The organism is Agromyces cavernae (genome assembly GCF_021044935.1).
Classification (GTDB): domain Bacteria; phylum Actinomycetota; class Actinomycetes; order Actinomycetales; family Microbacteriaceae; genus Agromyces; species Agromyces cavernae.
Map to the genome: position 1 here is coordinate 697,536 of NZ_JAJNMP010000003.1, position 19,470 is coordinate 717,005.

The 19,470-nt window shown below is 69.5% G+C and carries 20 protein-coding genes; 6 read left to right on the forward strand and 14 right to left on the reverse strand.

Going from position 1 to position 19,470, the window contains the following annotated elements; genetic code table 11:
- Positions 1 to 176: 176 nt before the first annotated feature.
- The 9 genes from LQ757_RS19450 to LQ757_RS14595 all read right to left on the reverse strand — a co-directional run bounded on the left by LQ757_RS19450 (position 177) and on the right by LQ757_RS14595 (position 10,654).
- The gene (locus tag LQ757_RS19450; RefSeq protein WP_231047966.1) at positions 177 to 1,421 is read right to left on the reverse strand and encodes a ZIP family metal transporter; all 1,245 of its coding nucleotides are present in this window, start codon (positions 1,419 to 1,421) and stop codon (positions 177 to 179) included.
- The gene (locus tag LQ757_RS14560) at positions 1,418 to 2,491 is read right to left on the reverse strand and encodes a multicopper oxidase domain-containing protein (protein WP_231047967.1); all 1,074 of its coding nucleotides are present in this window, start codon (positions 2,489 to 2,491) and stop codon (positions 1,418 to 1,420) included. The genes LQ757_RS19450 and LQ757_RS14560 overlap by 4 nt, the downstream gene beginning before the upstream one ends.
- Before the next feature lie 83 nt (positions 2,492 to 2,574).
- Complete coding sequence (locus tag LQ757_RS14565) at positions 2,575 to 2,805, reverse strand: hypothetical protein (protein ID WP_231047968.1); 231 nt, start codon at positions 2,803 to 2,805, stop codon at positions 2,575 to 2,577.
- 188 nt (positions 2,806 to 2,993) lie between these two features.
- Positions 2,994 to 5,585: an ATP-binding protein gene (locus LQ757_RS14570; RefSeq protein WP_231047969.1), complete on the reverse strand. Its 2,592-nt coding sequence runs from the start codon at positions 5,583 to 5,585 to the stop codon at positions 2,994 to 2,996.
- A 170-nt stretch (positions 5,586 to 5,755) separates the two neighbouring features.
- Entirely contained in the window at positions 5,756 to 6,766 is a 1,011-nt protein-coding gene (ccsB, locus tag LQ757_RS14575) for a c-type cytochrome biogenesis protein CcsB (RefSeq protein ID WP_231047970.1), read from the reverse strand.
- Positions 6,767 to 6,870: 104 nt separating this feature from the next.
- Complete coding sequence (resB, locus tag LQ757_RS14580; protein ID WP_231047971.1) at positions 6,871 to 8,586, reverse strand: cytochrome c biogenesis protein ResB; 1,716 nt, start codon at positions 8,584 to 8,586, stop codon at positions 6,871 to 6,873.
- The gene (locus LQ757_RS14585; RefSeq protein ID WP_231047972.1) at positions 8,570 to 9,325 is read right to left on the reverse strand and encodes a cytochrome c biogenesis CcdA family protein; all 756 of its coding nucleotides are present in this window, start codon (positions 9,323 to 9,325) and stop codon (positions 8,570 to 8,572) included. The genes resB and LQ757_RS14585 overlap by 17 nt, the downstream gene beginning before the upstream one ends.
- 1 nt (position 9,326) lies before the next feature.
- Positions 9,327 to 9,989 carry a TlpA family protein disulfide reductase gene (locus LQ757_RS14590; protein ID WP_255681416.1) on the reverse strand — a complete coding sequence of 221 codons (663 nt, stop codon included), beginning with the start codon at positions 9,987 to 9,989 and terminating at the stop codon, positions 9,327 to 9,329.
- Entirely contained in the window at positions 9,989 to 10,654 is a 666-nt protein-coding gene (locus tag LQ757_RS14595) for a histidine phosphatase family protein (RefSeq protein WP_231047974.1), read from the reverse strand. The genes LQ757_RS14590 and LQ757_RS14595 overlap by 1 nt, the downstream gene beginning before the upstream one ends.
- A gap of 218 nt (positions 10,655 to 10,872) precedes the next feature.
- On the opposite strand from LQ757_RS14595, the gene aspS reads away from it, so the two are divergent.
- Positions 10,873 to 12,216: an aspartate--tRNA(Asn) ligase gene (aspS, locus tag LQ757_RS14600; RefSeq protein ID WP_231047975.1), complete on the forward strand. Its 1,344-nt coding sequence runs from the start codon at positions 10,873 to 10,875 to the stop codon at positions 12,214 to 12,216.
- Between the two features lie 163 nt (positions 12,217 to 12,379).
- Here the strand turns inward: aspS and LQ757_RS14605 are convergent, their stop codons facing one another.
- Positions 12,380 to 13,297 carry a putative endonuclease domain-containing protein gene (locus tag LQ757_RS14605; RefSeq protein WP_231047976.1) on the reverse strand — a complete coding sequence of 306 codons (918 nt, stop codon included), beginning with the start codon at positions 13,295 to 13,297 and terminating at the stop codon, positions 12,380 to 12,382.
- Between the two features lie 319 nt (positions 13,298 to 13,616).
- Between LQ757_RS14605 and LQ757_RS14610 the strand changes: the two genes are divergently transcribed.
- The gene (locus LQ757_RS14610) at positions 13,617 to 14,516 is read left to right on the forward strand and encodes a formylglycine-generating enzyme family protein (protein WP_231048193.1); all 900 of its coding nucleotides are present in this window, start codon (positions 13,617 to 13,619) and stop codon (positions 14,514 to 14,516) included.
- A gap of 15 nt (positions 14,517 to 14,531) precedes the next feature.
- Here LQ757_RS14610 and LQ757_RS14615 read toward each other — a convergent pair whose 3' ends face one another.
- Positions 14,532 to 14,798 carry a glutaredoxin family protein gene (locus LQ757_RS14615; RefSeq protein ID WP_231047977.1) on the reverse strand — a complete coding sequence of 89 codons (267 nt, stop codon included), beginning with the start codon at positions 14,796 to 14,798 and terminating at the stop codon, positions 14,532 to 14,534.
- Positions 14,799 to 14,884: 86 nt separating this feature from the next.
- Positions 14,885 to 14,983, reverse strand: coding sequence for a 30S ribosomal protein bS22 (locus LQ757_RS14620; RefSeq protein ID WP_003792170.1), 99 nt, complete (start codon positions 14,981 to 14,983; stop codon positions 14,885 to 14,887).
- Between the two features lie 119 nt (positions 14,984 to 15,102).
- Here LQ757_RS14620 and LQ757_RS14625 point away from each other — a divergent pair, with 119 nt between their 5' ends.
- Together LQ757_RS14625 and LQ757_RS14630 are read left to right on the forward strand one after the other, a co-directional pair.
- Positions 15,103 to 15,612, forward strand: coding sequence for a GNAT family N-acetyltransferase (locus tag LQ757_RS14625; protein ID WP_231047978.1), 510 nt, complete (start codon positions 15,103 to 15,105; stop codon positions 15,610 to 15,612).
- A 239-nt stretch (positions 15,613 to 15,851) separates the two neighbouring features.
- Positions 15,852 to 16,334: an anthrone oxygenase family protein gene (locus LQ757_RS14630; protein ID WP_231047979.1), complete on the forward strand. Its 483-nt coding sequence runs from the start codon at positions 15,852 to 15,854 to the stop codon at positions 16,332 to 16,334.
- Positions 16,335 to 16,387: 53 nt separating this feature from the next.
- Here the strand turns inward: LQ757_RS14630 and LQ757_RS14635 are convergent, their stop codons facing one another.
- Positions 16,388 to 16,834 carry an ArsR/SmtB family transcription factor gene (locus tag LQ757_RS14635; protein WP_231047980.1) on the reverse strand — a complete coding sequence of 149 codons (447 nt, stop codon included), beginning with the start codon at positions 16,832 to 16,834 and terminating at the stop codon, positions 16,388 to 16,390.
- 71 nt (positions 16,835 to 16,905) lie between these two features.
- On the opposite strand from LQ757_RS14635, the gene LQ757_RS14640 reads away from it, so the two are divergent.
- Together LQ757_RS14640 and LQ757_RS14645 are read left to right on the forward strand one after the other, a co-directional pair.
- Positions 16,906 to 18,348 carry a TrkH family potassium uptake protein gene (locus tag LQ757_RS14640; RefSeq protein ID WP_231047981.1) on the forward strand — a complete coding sequence of 481 codons (1,443 nt, stop codon included), beginning with the start codon at positions 16,906 to 16,908 and terminating at the stop codon, positions 18,346 to 18,348.
- Positions 18,341 to 19,009, forward strand: a complete 669-nt coding sequence (locus tag LQ757_RS14645) for a potassium channel family protein (protein WP_231047982.1) — start codon at positions 18,341 to 18,343, stop codon at positions 19,007 to 19,009. The genes LQ757_RS14640 and LQ757_RS14645 overlap by 8 nt, the downstream gene beginning before the upstream one ends.
- 8 nt (positions 19,010 to 19,017) lie before the next feature.
- On the opposite strand, the gene LQ757_RS14650 is transcribed toward LQ757_RS14645, so the two are convergent.
- Positions 19,018 to 19,431 (reverse strand): DUF1761 domain-containing protein, encoded by a 414-nt coding sequence (locus tag LQ757_RS14650; RefSeq protein WP_231047983.1) that lies wholly within the window; start codon positions 19,429 to 19,431, stop codon positions 19,018 to 19,020.
- Between the last annotated feature and the right edge of the window lie 39 nt (positions 19,432 to 19,470).

The following is a 19,470-nucleotide window of genomic DNA, read 5'->3' on the forward strand; positions in this document are numbered from 1 at the left end:
GCACGACTCCGTGCCTCCGACACTGATCGCGAAGGTAGCAGCGGCGGGCGGGTTAATGCAAGCGTTTACAACTTTGGGCGTTGCTGACTCTCATGGCGGGAGAAGCCTGCATGATCACGCAGGACTCGACAACCGCCCCGCTGGAAGCGCTATCACATGACGGACACCGCTGTCCGTCAGGCGACGATGAGCAGTCCCGTGAGGAACATGAAGAGGACGCCGCCGATGATGCCCGACACCGTCAGCGGTGTCAGGACGCGGCCGGTGTCGCTGCGCAACAGCGGGAGCAGCTTCACCGCGACCTGCGCAACGGCGCCCGCGCCGACGCCGAGCAGGAAGGCGGCGAGGGTGGGCTGATTGACGGATGCCCCGACGAGCGCGCCGAGGATCGCCGGAGCGCCGGCGATGAGCCCGAGGACCGCGAGGCGGCCGAGTCGAGGGCGGGTGCGAGCGAGAGGGGTGACGATCGCGAGGCCCTCGGTGGTGTTGTGAATGGCGAACCCGATGACCAAGGACGCCCCGAGCGCGAGGGACCCGACCGCGTACGCGGAACCGATGGCCAGGCCCTCGCCGAGGTTGTGCAGGCCGATTCCGATCGCGATCAGGAGCGCGAACATCTGCGGTGAGCTGTCCCCCGCATCGCCTCGGTCGCGTCGCCGCCGCACGGCCAGCCCCTCGATCCCCTCGAGCGCGAGATACGCGATGACCGCCCCGAGCAACACGACGAGACTCCCGCCGAAGGCGGCGCTGCCGGCGACGAGCTCGAGCCCCTCGAGTGCGGCATCGACGGTCAGGTACACGAGCAGCCCCACGGTGAACGCGAGCAGCCCTCGCACCCATTCGCGCGAGGCACGACGCACGAACGGCAGCCACAGCATGCCGAGGCCGATCGGGATGACCCCGACGTAGACCCCGAGCAAGACCATCAGCCCGAAGAACTGCGCACCCCGCTCGGGGCTCGGCGCGGCGGCCACCTCGGCGGTGGCCTTGCCTCCGGCGGAGGTGAGCAGGGTGATCTCGTACGGGTCGCCCTGCACCCAGTCGTAGTCGACCGTGATCGTGTTCGGTTCGAGCGGTGCCATCTCGTCGGCGGTCTGCGTGAACTGTGCGAAGTAGTCCGACACGTTCACCTGCGCGACGGTCACCGGGTCGACGCCTTCGTTGCGGACGGCGAGGATGATGCGGCCGGGCTCGAATCGGACGTTCTCGATCGCCACGGCCTCCTCGGGCACGCGTCCGCCGCCCCCGGTGATGCCGGGCGCGTTCAGCAGGGTGAAGAGTCCGATCAGGAGGGCGATGAGCACGAGTGGGCCGACTCCGAGCAGCCACCGGGGTACTTGACGCGCGGGCGATTCACCGTGGTGCGGCTGCGCGGTGGTGCCCGGGGGGTTCGTGTCAGGTGCGTTCGTCGGGTTCGTCACTCGGTCACCTCGAAGAAGCCCATCCAGCCGAGCTCGGCGAACTCGACCTTGTGCGCGTGGAACATGTACTTGCCCGGGTAGGGGAAGCGGATGTCGAGGATGCCGCGCTGGCCCTGCATCTGCGAGACGGTGTCGGTGTACTCGCTCGGCGTGAGCATCGTGCCGGTCGGGTAGTAGTGGAAGAAGTTGCCGTGCACATGGAACGAGTTGATCGGATCGTACTCGAGTGCGTTGATGAGGTGGATGCGCACGAGCGCGTTGCGCTTCACCTGCACCGGATGGTCCATGAAGTGGAACGGCAGGCCGTTGACCGAGTAGAACTCGTTGTCGTCACCGCCATCGGTGTTGTAGCCGTTCATCACCATCACCATCTCGTCGTCGGCCGGTTCGCGCCCGCTCTTCGGCTCGATGATGAACGCTCCGTACAGGCCCTTCGCGATGTGCGGAGCCAGCGGCGACTGGTGGCAGTGGTAGAGATGCGTGCCGAACGGAGCGGCGTCGAACTCGTACGTGAACGAGGTGCCCGGCAGGATCGACCCACCGCCGATGCCCGGCATTCCGTCCATCTCGGCCGTGTGGATGCCGTGGAAGTGGATCGTGTGCGGGTGCTGGCCCGCGTTCGTGAACTCGATCCTCAGCGCGTCGCCCTCGCGGCACCACAGCGTCGGCCCCGGAATACGCCCGTTGTACGTCCAGGCCGGGAAGATCACCCCTGGCGCGATCTCGATGTCACGGTCGATCGCCGTGATCTGCCACTCGCGCAGGACCTGTCCGCTCGGCAGCGTGCTCACGGTGCCGGTGTCGAAGTCGCGCAGGATGGCCGTCGGGTCGATCCCGGCCCGCCCCGGAGGCACCGAGCCGGTCGGGAAGCCCGCGTGCCCGACATGGTTCGTCGCGGTCGCCTCCGTGGAACCGGCCGCTCCATGCCCGCCACCCCCGCTGTCGTGATCGGCACCGTGGTGATTCCCGCCGTCCTGCGACCACGGGGCCACAGCGGTGCCGAGCACGGCCGCGGGAAGAGCGGCTGCAGCGCCCAGCAGGACGTTGCGGCGACTGGGGAACTCGACCATGAAGACCTCCGTCCGAGTGGTCTCCCTCGACGTTCCCAGTATATTTAGGGATGCCTAAATATTCAACGATGGGCGGTCGGATGTCACAACAGTCGAGCGATCGTCACCGCACGGAATCGCTCCTCGCGCAGCCGCTGCGCCGTCAGCCGCCGCTCGTACCGCTCGGCCAGGTGCTCGCGGCTGTGCCGCCGCTCAGCCCCACGGCTCCATGCGACGAGCGCGAGCCCGGCGCGGCGGAAGACGCGCTGGACGAGCGTGGCGCGGCCGACCGGGCGGACGGTGACGTGCCCGGCTCCGATGAGTGCGCTGTTCATGATGGCCCCTCGATCTCGTTCGTTCGCGCTCGTTCATCGAGCACATCTCCGTTGTACGCGAGGAGGCATGATGGCTCGTCGGCGAGGGGTACCGAGATCATCCGTCCGGAATACCGAGATCACACTGTCGGTCGAGGAGCGAAGCCCGTGTCGAGACCATGCCCGCGGACCTCGATACGCGCTTCGCGCTACTCGACCGGCGGTCGGAGCACCCCGAGCTCGCGCGCGGCGCGCACCGCATCCCGACGCGACGACACCCCGAGCTTCGTGAGGATCGCGGCGACATGGCTGTCGACCGTGCGCACCGAGACCACAAGCCGGTCGGCGATCTCGGCGTTCGTGAGCCCCTCGGCCAGCAGCCGCAGCACGACGACCTGGCGGTCGGTCAGGCCCTCGGGATTCCGCCGCGTCAGGCTCGACGGGCCGCGCGGGATGTTCCGCACCCCGCGCTCGCGCAGTTCGGCGCGGACCCGGCGGGCGAGCGGTGCCGCGCCGAGGCGGTCGAGGATGCCGAGGGCGTCGAGCAGGTCTGCCGCATCGGGGCTCTCGGCGAGCGCCGCGGCCTCGTGGTAGGGACATCCGGCTGCACGCCAGAGATCTGCGGCGCCTCGCCAGTCGCCGCGCGCCTGCACCGCGAACGGATGCGTGTCGTCGGTCGCGATCTCGACCTCGTCGCCGGCGCGGCGCAACACGTAGGCCAGTTCGGCGCGCAGCGAGCGGGCGACGCGACGGTCGGCCTCGTCGAACTCCGGGCGGGCGATCGCGCGCGCCTCCGCGAGGTCGCCGCGCAGCAGGGCCGCCTCCGCGCGGGCTGCGGCGACCGGTCCGCGTCGCTGCAACTCATCGAGCGCGTCGGCGAGGCGAGCCGCCTCGTCGAGGTTTGCGCCGGCACCGTCGTCGCCGCGGCGCACTCGCACCGTTCCGGCGACGGTCAGCGCGACGCACCGGGAATGCGGCGGCTCGGGCAGCTCCTCGACCAGTGCGAGCGCGTCGTCCCAGTGCGCCCGTGCCAATTCGAGCCGGGCCTGCTCCATGCGCTGGTAGATCACGAAGCCGATGAACTCCGCCCGTTCCGTGAGCTCCAACGCGCGGTCCAGGTGGCGCTCGGCGAGGTCGAGCCGGTACTGGTCGAGGAGGGCCCAGACGAGGTTGACGTAGGCGCGCGCCGCGTCCTCCATGTCGTCGGCAGCGAGCGCCACGTCGGCGGCCTCCTCCAGTTCGGCGATGCCCGCATCGTCGGCCCGGAACATCAGCGCGGTCCCGTGGTTGTTCAGCGCATGCGAGAGCACTCGGCGATCCCCCGTCTCGCGCGCGATCGCGATCGCACGGCCGGCGAGCTCGATTGCGCGTTCCGAGTCGTGCGCGAGCAGGGCCAGTTGGGCCTCGTTGCTCAGGGCCATCGCGTGCAGGCTCCGGTCGCCCGCTTCGGCGAGCACCGCGGATGCCTCGTGCGCCGAGGCCTCGGCGTCGGCACGGCGTCCGTCGAACCACTGGAAGCGCGAGAGCCACCGCAGGCTCGCTCCGAGCCTGCGGGCGTCGCCGAGCCGCCGCCGCAACGCGATGGACTCGGATTGCACGAGCACGGCATCGTGCGGCGCGCCGATCGTGTACGACTCGATGGCGGACTCCTCGAGCAGGTCGGCCGCCTCGGCCGGCTCGTAGCGGTCGGCGAACTCGCGGGCCGCCCGGTAGTGGGCGGCGGCCTGCCGATGCGCCCCCGATGCCGCGGCATCCCGCGCCGCGCGCGGTGCCCACTCCACGACGGCGTCGACGTCGCCTGCAGCGATCGCGTGGTGCACGAGCCGCGCCGGGTCGGCGACGCCGGTCGCGAGCAGCTCGGCGAGCACGCGGCGTTCGAGTTCGATGCGGCGCGATGCGGGCAGCGCGTCCACGACCGCGCGCCGGGTCAGCTCGTGGCGGAACCGCACCCCGTCGGGGCTGACAGCGAGCAGGCCGCCCTCCTCAGCAGGGCGGAGCGCTCTCTCCGACCCGGGCACGAGCCGGGCGAGCAGGTCGCGGTCGACCGCCGAGGGCACGACGGCGAGCTGCTCGACATGATCCTGCGTCACGGCGTCGAGCCTGCGCAGGCGCCCGGTCACGGCATCGACCACGGTCGGCGGAACGCGCACTGCGTCGGCCGATGCGACGAGCTCGCTCACGAAGTACGGATTCCCGTCGGTCATGGCGTAGACCCGATCGGCGTCCAGCCCGCTCCCCGCCGTCAGCGCGCCGACCGCATCGGCCGACAGTCGACGCAGCGCGATGCGCTCGACGCGGTCGCCGTGGCCGAGGTCGCCGAGGAGACGGCCCAGCGGGTGGTCGCGGTCGAGCTCGTCGCGGTACGTGAGCACGAGCACCGCGGGCAGGTCGGCGATGCGCCGTGCCAGGAAGCGGAGGACGTCCAGGGTGGCCTCGTCGGCCCAGTGCGTGTCCTCCACGATCAGTACCGTGCCCCGCGTCGCAGCGAGTTCGTCACGGAGTGCGTCGAAGACCCCCTCGCGGTCGCCCGCGCGAAGCGCCTCGCCCAACCGGGGTCCGACCGACGAGGCGAGGTCGCGCAGCGGCCCGAGCGTTCGCGGCGTCGACATGGCGTCGCACGACCCGATGAGCACCCGGGCCCCGTCGGGCGGACTCGAACGCAACGCATTCGCGAGGCTCGTCTTGCCGATGCCCGCTTCGCCGTGCAACAGGACGACGCGCCCGTGGCCCGCCGTCGCCTCACGGGCGGCGGCGCGGAGTCCGGCGAGCTCGGGTTCGCGTTCGAGCAGGTCCCTGCTCATAGAGCGAGCATGCCCGCGCGTGGCCGGTGCTGCAACCGAGCACGCCCTGAGGGACGACTCCTCCCCCGGCGCCCAGTGTTTCCGTTTGCACCGAGTGTGGCCGTTCCCGCGGAAACACTCGGTGCAAACGGAAACACTCGACGTGGTGGGGCGCCGCGCCCCTCAGGCGCTCACAGCCCCGAGTACGCGTGCAGTCCCTTGAAGAACAGGTTGACGACCGTGAAGTTGAACAGCACCGTCGAGAAGCCGATGATCGAGAGCCAGGCCGACCGCGAGCCGCGCCAGCCGCGGGTCGCGCGCGCATGGATGTACCCGGCGTAGACCACCCAGATGATGAAGGTCCACACCTCCTTCGTATCCCAGCCCCAGTAGCGGCCCCACGCCTTCTCGGCCCAGATCGCACCGGCCATGAGCGTGAAGGTCCAGAGGATGAAGCCGATGATGTTCACGCGGTAGGCGAGGTTCTCGAGCGTCGCGGCACTCGGCAGCGTCGCGAGGAACGTCAGCTTCGCCGCCTTCGCCGAGGCCGCGAGCGACTCGCGCCGTGCCTGCAGCAGCTGCACGACCGAGAGCGCGAACCCGAGCGCGAAGAACCCGACCGACGCCGACGCCACGAACACGTGGATGACGAGCCACACCGACTGCAGCGCCGGCGGCAGCGGAATGGGGCTCACGTAGAAGTTGATCGTCGCGACCCCGAGCAGCACGAGCACGAGCCCCGTGACGAACGTGCCGAGGAACCGCAGGTCGTGCTTCGAGACGAGCAGCACCACGAGGAACACCGTCGTGATGATGAGCGTGCCCGTGAGGGCGAACTCGTACATGTTGGCCCACGGCACGCGCCCGGCGGCGAAGCCGCGCAGCACGGTCGCTGCGAGGTGCAGCGCCCACGCGAGCACCGTCATCGCGACGCCGACGCGCAGTGCGGGCGAACGCCCGTAGGAGACGGCACCATCGGATGCCTCGCCGCCGGCCTTCGCCGCAGCCGCACCGCCGCGCGCCGAGGGCCTGCCACCTGCGGTGGCGCCGACCGCGACCTTCGCCTCGGCGCGAGCCGGGACATCCGACGCCGTCACCGCAGCGCCGCGCTTCGCGAGGTCGATCGCGAAGGCGATGAAGGCGATCGCGTACACGACCATCGCCGAGTACACGCTGAGGATCGAGATCTCGTCGAGCGTCATCTGCACCTTTCTACCTTACGTCGAAGTGGTATTGTCGCCGGTCGAGTAGCGACGAAGGAGCGTATCGAGACCCGTTGCGAGGTCTCGATACGGCCCTGGCGGGCCTACTCGACCGACGATGGTTTCGGCCCCGCGTGCGCGTCGGCGAACGCCGTCACGGCGTCCTCGAGGCCGGGGTCCTCGCCGCGGGCGAGTCCGGCGTACTCGAGCACCACAGTGCCGTCGGGCCGCTTCGCGGCCTTGACCCACATGCGCCGGCGCGGCACGAACAGCGACACGAGCAGCCCTCCGAGGATGAGCGCCGCGAACACGAGCACCCAGATCTGCGTCGGGTCGTGGTGGATGTCGAAGCTCGCGAAGCGCGGCACGCTCTGCGCGTAGTCGCCCTCGCCGGCATCGGGATCCGCGTGTTCGAACGTCACCGTGCCGAGCCCGTTCGGCAGCTCGGCGCTCTCGCCCGGCTTCAGCTCGATCGAGTCGACTCCGGTGTCGCCGCCGGTCAGCTGCTCCATGCCCGAGGGGTCGAGCGTGTACACCGAGGTGGGCGTGCCGCCGTCGATGCCGAGATCGCCCTCGTACACGTTGAGCGTGAGCACCGGCAGGATCAGGTCGGGATAGCTCGACGTGTACGCGCCAGAGGTGAGCTGCGTCTGCGTCGGGTAGAAGAAGCCGACCATGCCGAGCTGCTCGGGCATGCCGTCGGGCACCTTCACAACGCCGATCGACGTGAGGTTCGCGTCCTGCGGCAGGAACGGCACCGAGTCGGTGAACACCACGTCGCCGTCGGCGTTCGTGACCGTGATCGTCGGCGCGTAGCCGTTGCCGAGCAGGTAGACATCGGTGCCGTGCGTGTAGAGCGGCTCGTTGACCTTGACCCGGGCGTCCTGCGCCTCGGCCCCCTGGCCCGCGACGGTGACATGCGCCGTGAAGTCGATCGGCTGCCCGAGCGCGTCGGCATTCTTGGTCTCGTACACCGCGTCGAGGCTCTCGAGCGACAGGCGGTAGGGCTGCAGCGACGTGTCGTTGAAGAAGCGGCCGGGATTGAACGAGTCGAACGACGCGAGCGTGTTGACGAACGTCTGCCCCTCGACGATCACGCGTTGGCCCGAGAAGCCGAATCCTCCACCGAAGCCGACCGCCACGAGCACGCCGAGCAGTGCCGTGTGGAACACCAGGTTGCCGGTCTCACGCAGGTACCCGCGTTCGGCCGAGACGGATGCCTCGCCCCGCAGCTCGTACCGTTCGACCCGGTAGCCCGCCTTGCGCAGTTGCACGGCCGCGGCGTCGATCGCCTCCTCCGCCGATCGAGGAGCGAGCGACGAAGGAGCACGCGTCTCGAGATCCGATGCCATCAGCGGCCGCTCGGTGTACCCCGCGAGCCGCGACAGTCGCGCGGGCGTGCGCGGGGGCCGCGCCCGCAGCGCCTCGAGGTGGTGCTTCGTTCGCGGGATGACGCAGCCGATGAGCGACACGAACAGCAGCAGGTACACCGCCGAGAACCACGCCGATGTGTAGACGTCGAACATCTGGAAGCCGTCGAGAATGGGCGCCAGCGTCGGGTTGTCGGTGAAGTACTGCGTGACCCCGTTGGGGTCGCTCGACCGTTGCGGCACGAGGGAGCCCGGCACCGCCGCGATCGCGAGCAGCAACAGCAGCAGCAGCGCGGTGCGCATGCTCGTGAGCTGCCGCCACCCGAACCGCATCCAGCCGACGAAGCCCAGCTTGGGCTGGGTGACGGATGCCTCGCCGCCGACCTGTTCGGTCGAGTCGATGTGGTCGGCGGGGCGCGAGGGCGCACCAGGATCAGATCGGGAGGTCAAAGCCCGTGATCACCGCCTGCAGTTCGTACATCCAGATGCTCCAGATTCCCGTCACCATGAACACGCCGATGAGGATGAGCAGCGCTCCGCCCACGAGGTTCACGATGCGGATGTGTCGGCGCAGGAACGTCAGCGACCCGGTCACCCATCCGAAGCCGGCGGCCACGAGCAGGAACGGGATGCCGAGGCCGATGCAGTAGACGAGCCCCAGCAGCACGCCGCGCCCGGCCGATGCCGAGTCGGCGCTGAGGGCGAGCACGACCGCAAGGGTCGGGCCGATGCACGGCGTCCAGCCGATGCCGAACACGACGCCGAGCAGCGGGGCGCCGGCGAGCCCGGTCGCGGGTCGCCAGCTCGGCTTGAACGTGCGCTGCAGGAAGCTGAACTGCCCGATGAAGACGAGGCCCATCACGATGAGCAGCACGCCGGCGAAGCGGATGATGATGTCGGTGTACTGCAGCAGCCACGCCCCCGCCACCCCGGCAACGAGGTTGAACGCGACGAACACGACGGTGAACCCGCCGATGAAGAGCAGCACCCCGAGCAGCAGTCGCCGACGGTTGCGGCGCTCCACCGCGGCGTCGGCCGAGGCATCCGTGAACCCGCCGAGGAACCCGAGGTAGCCGGGCACGAGCGGCAGTACGCACGGCGAGAGGAACGAGATGAGGCCCGCGGCGAGCGCGATCGGTACCGCAGCGAGCAACTGCCCGCTGAGCACGACCTCGCCGACGCCGTCCACGCTACGCCTGCTCGTCGAGCAGGTCGGAGATGATCGAGTCGAGGATCGACGCCTCTTCGAGCTGGCCGAGCACGCGTGCCGCGACCCGGCCCTCCTGGTCGAGCACGATCGTGGTCGGCACCGCCGCCGGTGGCACCGGGCCGGCGAACGCGAGCTGCACCGCACCCTCATTGACATCGAGGATCGACGGATACGTCACGCCGTAGTCCTCCTCGAACGACGCCGCGGTGCCCGCCTGATCGCGCACGTTCACCCCGACGAAGCTCACCTCGTCGCGAGCGGTGCCCTCGTAGACCTCCTCGAGGATCGGCGCCTCGACGCGGCACGGCGCGCACCCCGCGTACCAGAAGTTGACGACCTGCACCTGCCCCGCGACATCCGCCGAATCATAGGAGCCGCCCTCGACGGTCTCACCCGCGAACTCGATCGGCTCGCCGCGGTCCTCGGCCGCGTACACCGAGATCGTGCCGTCGCCCGCGATGTAGTTCTTGCCACTTCCCTCGCGGAACTGCTCGGCGAGCGGGTCGCTCGTGCAGCCCGTGAGCAGCAGGGCCACTGCGATGACGCCGGTCGAGTAGCGAGCGAAGCGAGCGTATCGAGACCCGTCGCCGTCACGAGGTCTCGATACGGCCCCGGCGAGCCTACTCGACCGACGAACGCCCATCACACCGCTCCCACATCTGTCGCCTGCGCGGCGAGTCCCGCCGCGGGATTCGCGTAGCCGACCTCGGCGAACCGCCGACCGCTCGCCGAGCCGGTCACCGACGACAGCTCGAGCGTCGTGATGCTCGACAGCGCGCACCGCCGGCGCCGAGGATCGTGCGACAGCGGCCTGTCGGCGAGGTGCCGATGCACCATCCAGATCGGCAGCTGGTGGCTGACGATCACGACATCGCCCCCGTCGATCGACGACCAGGCATCCTCGATCGCGGCCATCATGCGGTCGGCGATCGACCGGAACGGCTCGCCCCAGCTCGGTTCCCACGGGTTCACGAGCAGACCCCAGTTGCGGATGTCGCGAAGCGCACCTCCGGGGCCGCGCATACGCTTGCCCTCGAACCGGTTGGTGGGCTCGATCACCCGGTCGTCGAGGGTCGGCTCGAGCTCGAACGCCGCGGCGACCGGCTCGGCCGACTGCTGGGTGCGCTGTAACGGCGATGAGATCAGCGCAGCGACCGGGCGCCCGCGCGCCACGAGGTCGTCGGCGGCGGCCTTCGCCATCATGCGGCCGAGGTCGCTGAGGCCGTAGCCCGGCAGCCGACCGTAGAGCACGCCCTGGGGGTTGAACACCTCGCCATGGCGCACGAGATGGATCTGCTCGGCCGGCACGGGTTCCAGTCTAGAGAGCCATTCCCTTTGAATCCGCCGAGTGAGAGCGGGTTGAGGAGGGAGCGCAGCGACCGTCTCGAAACCCGCCGCACGAACGTTGAGGTTTCGAGACGCGTCCCTCCTCCGTGGGCGCTCCTCAACCCACGGGTTTCGAGACGCTCCTTCGTCGCTCCTCAACCAGCGGGTGGCGGGTGACCCCCCGAGTAGGATGGTCGATCGTGAACAACCGCACCCTCGTCAAGAACCTCGCCGCGCTTCCCGACGGCCCCGTCACCGTGTCCGGATGGGTCGAGACGGTGCGCGATCAGAAGAAGGTGCAGTTCGTCATCCTCCGTGACGAGTCGGGTGCCGTGCAGCTCGTGAACCCCGCGACCCGCGAGGTCGACGAGAACGCCGACGCCGAGGCATCCGCTCGCCTGGCGACGACCGAGGCGATCTCGGCGCTCGCGCACGGTTCGTTCATCCGCGTCACCGGCGACCTCAAGCACGACGAGCGCGTGAAGCTCGGCGGCATCGAGGTGAAGATCGGCACGCTCGACGTGGTCGCCGAGGCGCACCCCGAGACGCCGATCGCCGCCGACTCCAGCCTCGACAAGCGCATGGACTGGCGGTTCCTCGACCTGCGTCACCCGAAGCAGAACCTGATCTTCCGCATCCAGACGACGTTCCTGCACGCGCTGCGCACGTACTGGGTCGAGAACGACTTCGTCGAGATCCAGACGCCGAAGCTCATGGCTTCGGCGAGCGAGTCGCGTGCCGAGCTCTTCGAGGTCGGCTACTTCGAGGGCACCGCGTACCTCGCGCAGAGCCCGCAGTTCTTCAAGCAGATGGCGCAGCCCGCCGGCTTCGGCAAGGTGTTCGAGGTCGGCCCCGCGTTCCGTGCCGACCCCTCGTTCACGTCGCGGCACGCCACCGAGTTCACGTCGATCGACGCCGAGGTGAGCTGGGTCGAGTCGCACGAAGACGTCATGAAGATGCATGAAGAGCTGCTCGTCGCCGGGTTCACCGCGGTGAAGCAGAAGCACGGCGCCGAGATCGCCGAGCTGTTCGGCATTGAACTCGAGGTGCCCACGCTGCCGTTCCCGCGCATCCCGCTTCGCGAGGCGAAGCAGATCGTCGCCGACCGCGGCTACGTCATCCCGCGCGACGACGCCGACATCGACCCCGAGGGCGAGCGTCAGATCTCGGCGCACGTGCGCGAGGCCCTCGGCCACGACTTCGTGTTCCTCACCGACTGGGACATCAGCCTGCGGCCGTTCTACCACATGCGCCACCCTGAAGACCTGACCCTCACGAACTCGTACGACCTCATCTACAACGGGGTCGAGATCTCGACGGGCGCGCAGCGCGAGCACCGCATCGACGTGCTCGTCGAGCAGGCTCGCGAGAAGGGGCTCGACCCCGAAGAGCTCGAGTTCTACCTCGACTTCTTCCGCTACGGCGTGCCCCCGCACGGCGGATTCGGCATGGGCCTCGCCCGCGTGCTGATGCTCATGCTGAACGAGCACTCGATCCGCGAGACGACGTACCTGTTCCGCGGCCCGACGCGCCTGCTGCCGTAGGTCGCGCGCCCCCGCCCCGCGCGCCCCCGCGCCGCGCGCCCCGCCCCGCCCGTCCTCCGGCCCGCCCCGCGCGCCCCCGCCCCGCCCGTCCTCCGGCCGCGCCTCTCGCTGATGTCGCGCAAAGTGCTCGCAACGCCGGAAGATGCCGACGATTCGTGCGACATCACGACGCGGCGCCGGGCCAGCCACGCGCGATGAGCGCTTGGCGCACCCGGTCGAGGTGCAACGTGCGCGCTCGACCGCGGTGTCGCTTCGTGAAACGGATGACTCGCCACCCGAGTCGCGCCAGGTCGTCGAGCCGATCGACGTCGCGAGCGTACTGACGGTCTTCGGTGCGATGATGCTCGCCGTCGTACTCGGCGAGCACCTTGTATTCGGGGTACGCCGTGTCGCCGTAGGCGCACAGCCGACCCGACTCGTCGAAGATCGGCAGGTTGACGATCGGTTCGGGCAGACCGTACTCGACGAGATCGAGTCGCAGCCGCGTCTCCTCCGGCGAATCGGTGCCGGCGCGCACTGCCGCGAGTGCGGTGACCAGCACACGGTGCCCACGGCGACCCGCATGGCGCTCCACCGCAGCACGTAGCCGTTTCGGCGTCGACAGTGGCTCATGCCTGCGAAGCAACGAGTCACCGGCAACGACGAGATCACGGACTGTCGCCGTCGCGGCGAGCTGGCACCAGGCGTCCTCGGGCGAGACGATCGGCAACCCGCGCCAGGTTCCGACACAGGTGCCTCCCGCGCCGAGACGATGTCCCCGAACCCCGCGACCGCGAGGCATCGGTCTCGGTGCGAACGCCGCGACATCCAACTCGTCCACCTCATGACTCGAAGGCACGACGATGCCGAAGAGCCGACATGCGGTGGCGTGGCTGAATACCTGGCCGGGGCGCATCGTGAGCATCTTGGCTCGGCACCGCGCCTCGAGGTCGAGCAAGGCTGCGGCCGAGCGGACCCCATGGAACGGACGGGTGAGGTCGCGGCCGCGCAATCGTCCGGCGCCGACGCCCTCGGCGAGGGCCTCGTATGTGGTGAACGCCCGCTGCGCGAACCCGTTCGGCAGCGGCAAGTGCGGTCTCATCCGATCAGGTTCGACCGGCGGAGGCGCCTCGCGCCCGACCGCGAGTGATCTGTGGAGACATCCGCCCACCCGCACCCTGTGCACGACTCGTCTGCCCCACCCCGCCACCTCACCGCCACCCCACCGCCACCCCGTCCTGACCGCCACCCCGACGCGATGTTGCGCAAAGTGTTCGCACTCCGCAGAGTTGAGGACGATTCGGGCGACATCACTGCGCGGGGCGCGGGGCCGAGGGAGCGAGAGGCAGGGCGGGGGCAGGGTGGGGGCGGGGGCGGGGCGCTGGCCGTAGGCTCGGAGGGTGACAGTCGAGACGACGCGAATGGTCCGCATCGAGGGCGGCACGTTCCGCATGGGCTCCGACGAGTTCTACGCCGACGAGACGCCCGTGCACGAGCGCTCCGTCGACGCGTTCGAGTTCGACCTGCATCCGGTGACGAACGAGCAGTTCGCCGCGTTCGTCGAGGCCACGGGCTACGTCACGGTCGCCGAGCGCCCGCTCGATCCGGCCGACTTCCCGGGCGCCGACCCCGCCGAGCTCGTTCCGGGCGGACTCGTCTTCACCCCGACCCCGGGCCCCGTCGACCTGCGCGACTGGCGCCAGTGGTGGAGGTGGGGCGCGGACGCGAGCTGGCGGGCGCCGTTCGGGCCCGGGTCATCCGTCGACGACAAGGCGACCCACCCGGTCGTGCAGGTGAGCTTCGAGGATGCCTCGGCGTACGCCTCCTGGGCCGGCAAGCGGCTGCCCACCGAAGCCGAGTTCGAGTTCGCCGCCCGCGGCGGCCTCGAGGGTGCGCGGTTCGCGTGGGGCGACGACGAGTTCCCTGACGGGAAGCTCATGGTCAACCGATGGCAGGGGTCGTTCCCGTACCGCAACACCGGCGCCGCCGGGTGGGTGGGCACGTCACCCGTGATGACGTTCCCGGCGAACGGCTTCGGGCTCTTCGATGTCACGGGCAACGTCTGGGAGTGGACGACCGACTACTACGCCGAGCGGCATGTGCCGCCGGGCACGGTCGCGGTCGACGCCGAGGCCCGCCCCAACCTGCTCGCGGCCGCATCGGCTGAGCCGGGCTCACGCATCCCGCGCCGCGTGCTCAAGGGCGGGTCGCACCTCTGCTCGCCCGACTACTGTCTGCGCTACCGGCCGTCGGCGCGCTCGCCCCAGGCCGATGACACGGCGACGACGCACATCGGCTTCCGCTGCGCCCGCGACATATAGCACCGCAGCCAGCACTCAGGCGAGCAGCGCTGCCTTCAGCCGCACCGGGTCGATGCGCCAGTAGTTGTGCACCTCGTCGTCGATGAGCAGCACCGGGATCTCCTCGGCGTAGCGATCGCGCAGCGCCTCGTCGTCGAGGATGCTCAGCTCTTCGAGGAGCATGCGGCGCGAGGCATCCGTCGTTTCGATCTCGGCGATGACGCCCTGCACGACGTCGCGGGCATCGTCGCAGAGGTGGCAGCCGGGCTTGCCGATGAGCGTGAGGCGGATGTCGCGGGCCATAGTTCGATCGTACGTCGCGGCCGGACGCGGGCAGCAAAAAGCGCCAAGCCCGAGGGCCCGGCGCTCAGCCAGTGGTCGCGGTGCGACTACTTCTTGTTGCGACGCTGGTGGCGCGTCTTGCGAAGAAGCTTGCGGTGCTTCTTCTTCGCCATGCGCTTGCGACGCTTCTTGATGACGGAACCCATCAGAACCTCACAGAAAAAGATCGAGCCGGCCGCGCATGCCGCAGCCGAAGGCAGAAAGCCTCGGGATAGTCTAGCGGACTCGGAGGCGCGCCCCGTGCGCGATGCGTTACCGTCGAGGAATGCGCCACCGCGACGTCGTCATCCGCACCACCGAACCCGACGACTGGCAGGCGGTGCGCGCGCTGCGACTCGAGATGCTGCGCGACTTCCCGCTCGCCTACGGTGAGACCCTCGCGAACGCGCTCGACGTCGAGGAAGCCGGCTGGCGCGCACGCGCCGCACGCGGCACGACGCACGGGCAGGCGTCGATCGTCGCGATCGACGGCGACCGCTGGGTGGGGCACATGGGCGGGTACATTCCGGATGCCGCGACCGGCCCGCTGCTTGTCGGCGTGTACGTCGCACCCGACTACCGCGGCGATGCCGCGGGGGTGTCGCGGCTGCTGCTCGTGGCGGTCGAGGAATGGGCGCGGGGCTTCGGCGACACGCTGCGGCTCGAGGTGCACGAGGACAACCCGCGGGCGATCCGGTTCTACGAGAAGCTCGGCTTCACGCTCACGGGTCGCAGCCGCGAGTACGAGCTCGAACCGGGCGGCCTCGAACTCGAGATGATCAAGCCGCTGCGCTGAGCACCCGTCGCTGGCTGAGGAGCGAGCGCAGCGAGCGTCTCGAAACCCTTGACCGACGGCCCGAGGTTTCGAGACGGCGCCGGCGCGCCTCCTCAACCCAAGGGTTTCGAGACGGCGCCGGCGCGCCTCCTCAACCCAAGGGTTTCGAGACGGCGCCGGCGCGCCTCCTCAACCCACGGGTCTCGACACGTTCGCTGCGCTCGCTACTCGACCGAAGGAATCCACGCCAGACTGGGCGCATGCTCGCACTCCTCACGGCGCTCCTCATCCTGGCCATCCTCGGCACCGGCGTCATGGCCGGCGTGTTCTACGCGTTCTCGGGCTTCGTGACGCAGGGGCTCGACCGGCTGCCCGCCGCCGATGCGGCTCGTGCGATGCGCGGCATCAATGTCACGGCCGTGCGTGCACCGCTCATGCTCGCCCTGTTCGGCACAGGGCTCGTCACGCTCGTGGTGCTCGGCCTCGCGATCGCGGGAGCGCTCGGCGACGCGACGTGGTGGGCGGTGGCGGCGGGCGTCGTCTACCTGGCGGGTGCGATCGGCGTGACGGCCGGTGCGAACGTGCCGCGCAACAACCGCCTGGCGGCCGCGCCCGAGGATGCGGCGGCGCTGGGGTCGGCGTGGACGGCGTTCCGCCCGGGCTGGCAGACGTGGAACCACGTGCGCACCATCACGTGCGCGGCAGCGTGCGTGGGGTTCGCGGTCGCGCTGGTCGCGATCTGAATCCAGGGGTTTCGAGACGGCGCCGGCGCGCCTCCTCAACCCACTCGACCGACTCAGCGGCGCTTCTTGGGAGCGACCGCCGCGGTGACCTGATGCGCGGTCTCGGCGAAGGCCTTGCCGATCGCCGAGGCGAACGCCCGCTGTTCTTCGTTGAGCGGAATCTCGTTGCCCGCTGCGGCGCCCGCGCCCGCGAGCGTCGCGGCGTCGGCAGCGGCATCGGATGACGTGAACGGAATGAGCCAGTCCTCGAGCGTTTCGAGCGGCGTGCGGTCGAGCTTGTAGTAGCGGTGCTGGCCCTCTTCGCGGACGGCGACGAGGCCGGACTCGCGGAGCACCTTGAGGTGCTTCGACACCGTGGGTTGACTGGCGCCGAGCGCTGTGACGATCTCGGAGACGCTGATCTCGCCGCCCGACTGCGGCACCGCACCCTCGCGTTCGAGGAGCACCGCGAGGATGTCGCGTCGCGTTGCGTCCGCCACCACATCGAAGATGTCAGCCATGCCCCAAGGGTAGTCATTCCTCGCGGGGAGTACCATGACTCTCGCGTTGGCTGGTCAGGCAGGGGGCATCGATGCGCGCACAGCAGCTGGGCCGTCTGGGTCGAGTCGACAGACGGTCGTGGCTGGGTCGGGCGCGCGATGCGCTCGACGCGCTCGTCAAGAGCTCGCCGTCGCGATTCGCGATCCTGATCTTCGCGTCGCTGATCCTGCTGTTCACGGTCCTGTTCTCACTGCCGATCGCGAGCGCCGACCGCCAGGTCACGCCCTTGCACGACGCCGTATTCACCGCGGTCTCGGTCATCTGCGTCACGGGTCTCGCGACCGTCGACATGGCGACGCACTGGTCGCCGTTCGGCAACACGCTCGTGTTCATCGGCGTGAACATCGGCGGCGTCGGCGTGCTGACCCTCGCGTCGATCCTCGGCCTCGTGATCTCGCGTCGCCTCGGCCTGCGGGCGAAGCTCATCGCCGCGAGCGACACGAACCCGTCGCGCATCCACGTCGGCCCGGTCGCCGAGCGGCAGGCGGTGCGCCTCGGCGAGGTCGGCGGGCTGCTCGCCACGGTCGCGATCAGCGCGCTGGTCATCGAGCTCACGATCGCGATCGCGATGGTGCCCAGCATGCTCGTCGCGGGATACGACGCCTGGCACTCGGTCTGGTACAGCTTCTACTACTCGGCGATGGCATTCACGAACACGGGATTCAGCCCGAATCCAGGCGGCATGGCGCCGTTCGTGGAGGACTATTGGATGCAGTCGCTGCTCATGATCGGCGTGTTCCTCGGCAGCCTCGGGTTCCCGGTGATCTTCGCGCTCGCGCGGGCGTGGCGCAACCCGCACCGGTGGAGCGTGCACGTCAAGCTCACCCTCGCGACGACGACGATCCTCTTCGTCGCGGGCGCGGCGATGTTCCTGCTGCTCGAGTACAACAACCCGCGCACGTACGGGCAGCTCGACGCGGGCCCGACGATCTTCCAGTCGTTCTTCATGTCGATGATGACGAGGTCGGGCGGGTTCGCCACGATCGACATGCACGAGCTCAACGGGTCGAGCTTGCTCGTGTCCGACATGCTCATGTTCATCGGCGGCGGTTCCGCGTCGACCGCGGGCGGCATCAAGGTGACCACGCTCGCCGTCCTGTTCCTCGCCGCGTTCGCCGAGGCGCGCGGCGCGCCCTCGATGGAGGCGTTCGGCCGGCGCATCCCCCGCGACATGCTGCGCCTGTCGGTGAGCGTCGTGCTGTGGGGCGCGACGATCGTGGCGGTCGCCTCGATCGCGCTGCTGCAGATCACGAAGCAGCCGTTCGACTACGTGCTGTTCGACGTGATCTCGGCGTTCGCCACGTGCGGACTCTCGACGGGGCTCACGGCCGAGCTTCCACCCGAGGGGGTCTACGTCATGGCCGCCACCATGTTCATGGGGCGGGTTGGTACAGTGACACTCGCCGCGGCCCTGGCCGCGAGCCAGCGGCGGCAGTTGTTCAAGCGTCCCGAAGAGAGGCCCATCGTTGGTTGATCGCATCAGACATGACGCACCGGTGCTGGTGATCGGCCTCGGCCGGTTCGGCGCCGCGACCGCCGGTCAACTCGACCGACTCGGCCGCGAAGTGCTCGCCGTAGACACCGACGAGACCCTGGTGCAGAAGTGGTCGGAGCGCGTGACCCACGCGGTCGTCGCTGACGCGAGGAACATCGACGCACTGCACCAGATCGGTGCGCAGGACTTCTCGATCGCCGTATGTGCGGTGGGATCGTCGATCGAGGCATCCGTGCTCATCACGGCCAACCTCGTCGACCTGAGGATCCCGCAGATCTGGGCGAAGGCGATCTCGGCCTCGCACGGCAAGATCCTGCAGCGCATCGGCGCCAACCACGTCATCTACCCCGAACGCGAGGCCGGCGAGCGCACCGCACACCTCGTCAGCGGCCGCATGCTCGACTTCATCGAGTTCGACGACGACTTCGCCCTGGTGAAGATGTACCCGCCGAAGCCCATCCGCGGCAAGAACCTCACCGAGTCGGGCGTGCGCTCGAAGCATCGCGTCACCGTCGTCGGCGTGAAGAGCCCCGGAAAGCCGTTCACGTATGCCACCGAGAAGACGGTGGTCTCGAACCACGACCTCATCATCGTGACCGGAACCGAGGGCGACATCGAGAAGTTCGCGTCGCTCGAGTAGCCGGCGCGTCAGAACGCGCCGATGATCACCGCTGCCGCGACGGCGCTGACGACGTGGTACGAGCCCGTGATCGCGGCGAACGCGAGCGGATGCGGCGTCACCGGGTTGACCGCATTGGTGAAGGTGACCGCGGCCGAGTAGCCGATTCCGACGACGAGGCCGAGGACGGCGGACTCGCCCCACCCTTCGGCGCCGATGGCCGTGACGAGGATCGCCGTCGCCACGCTCACGAGCACACTGCTGACGAACGGCATGAGGTAGTAGATCGGCGGGTAGCGGGTGCCGCGCTCACGGCTGATCCCGAGTGAGCGATCCCAGGCGCGGCCGAAGAGCGGAGTGAACCAGAGCGCGCCGAGCACGTACGACGCGAGCGTCGCCAGCCCGATCGCGATCCAGTCGAGTCTGGTCAGGGCTTCGATCATGGCCCCATCCTCGACGTTCCCGCGGTCGGGGTCTTGTAG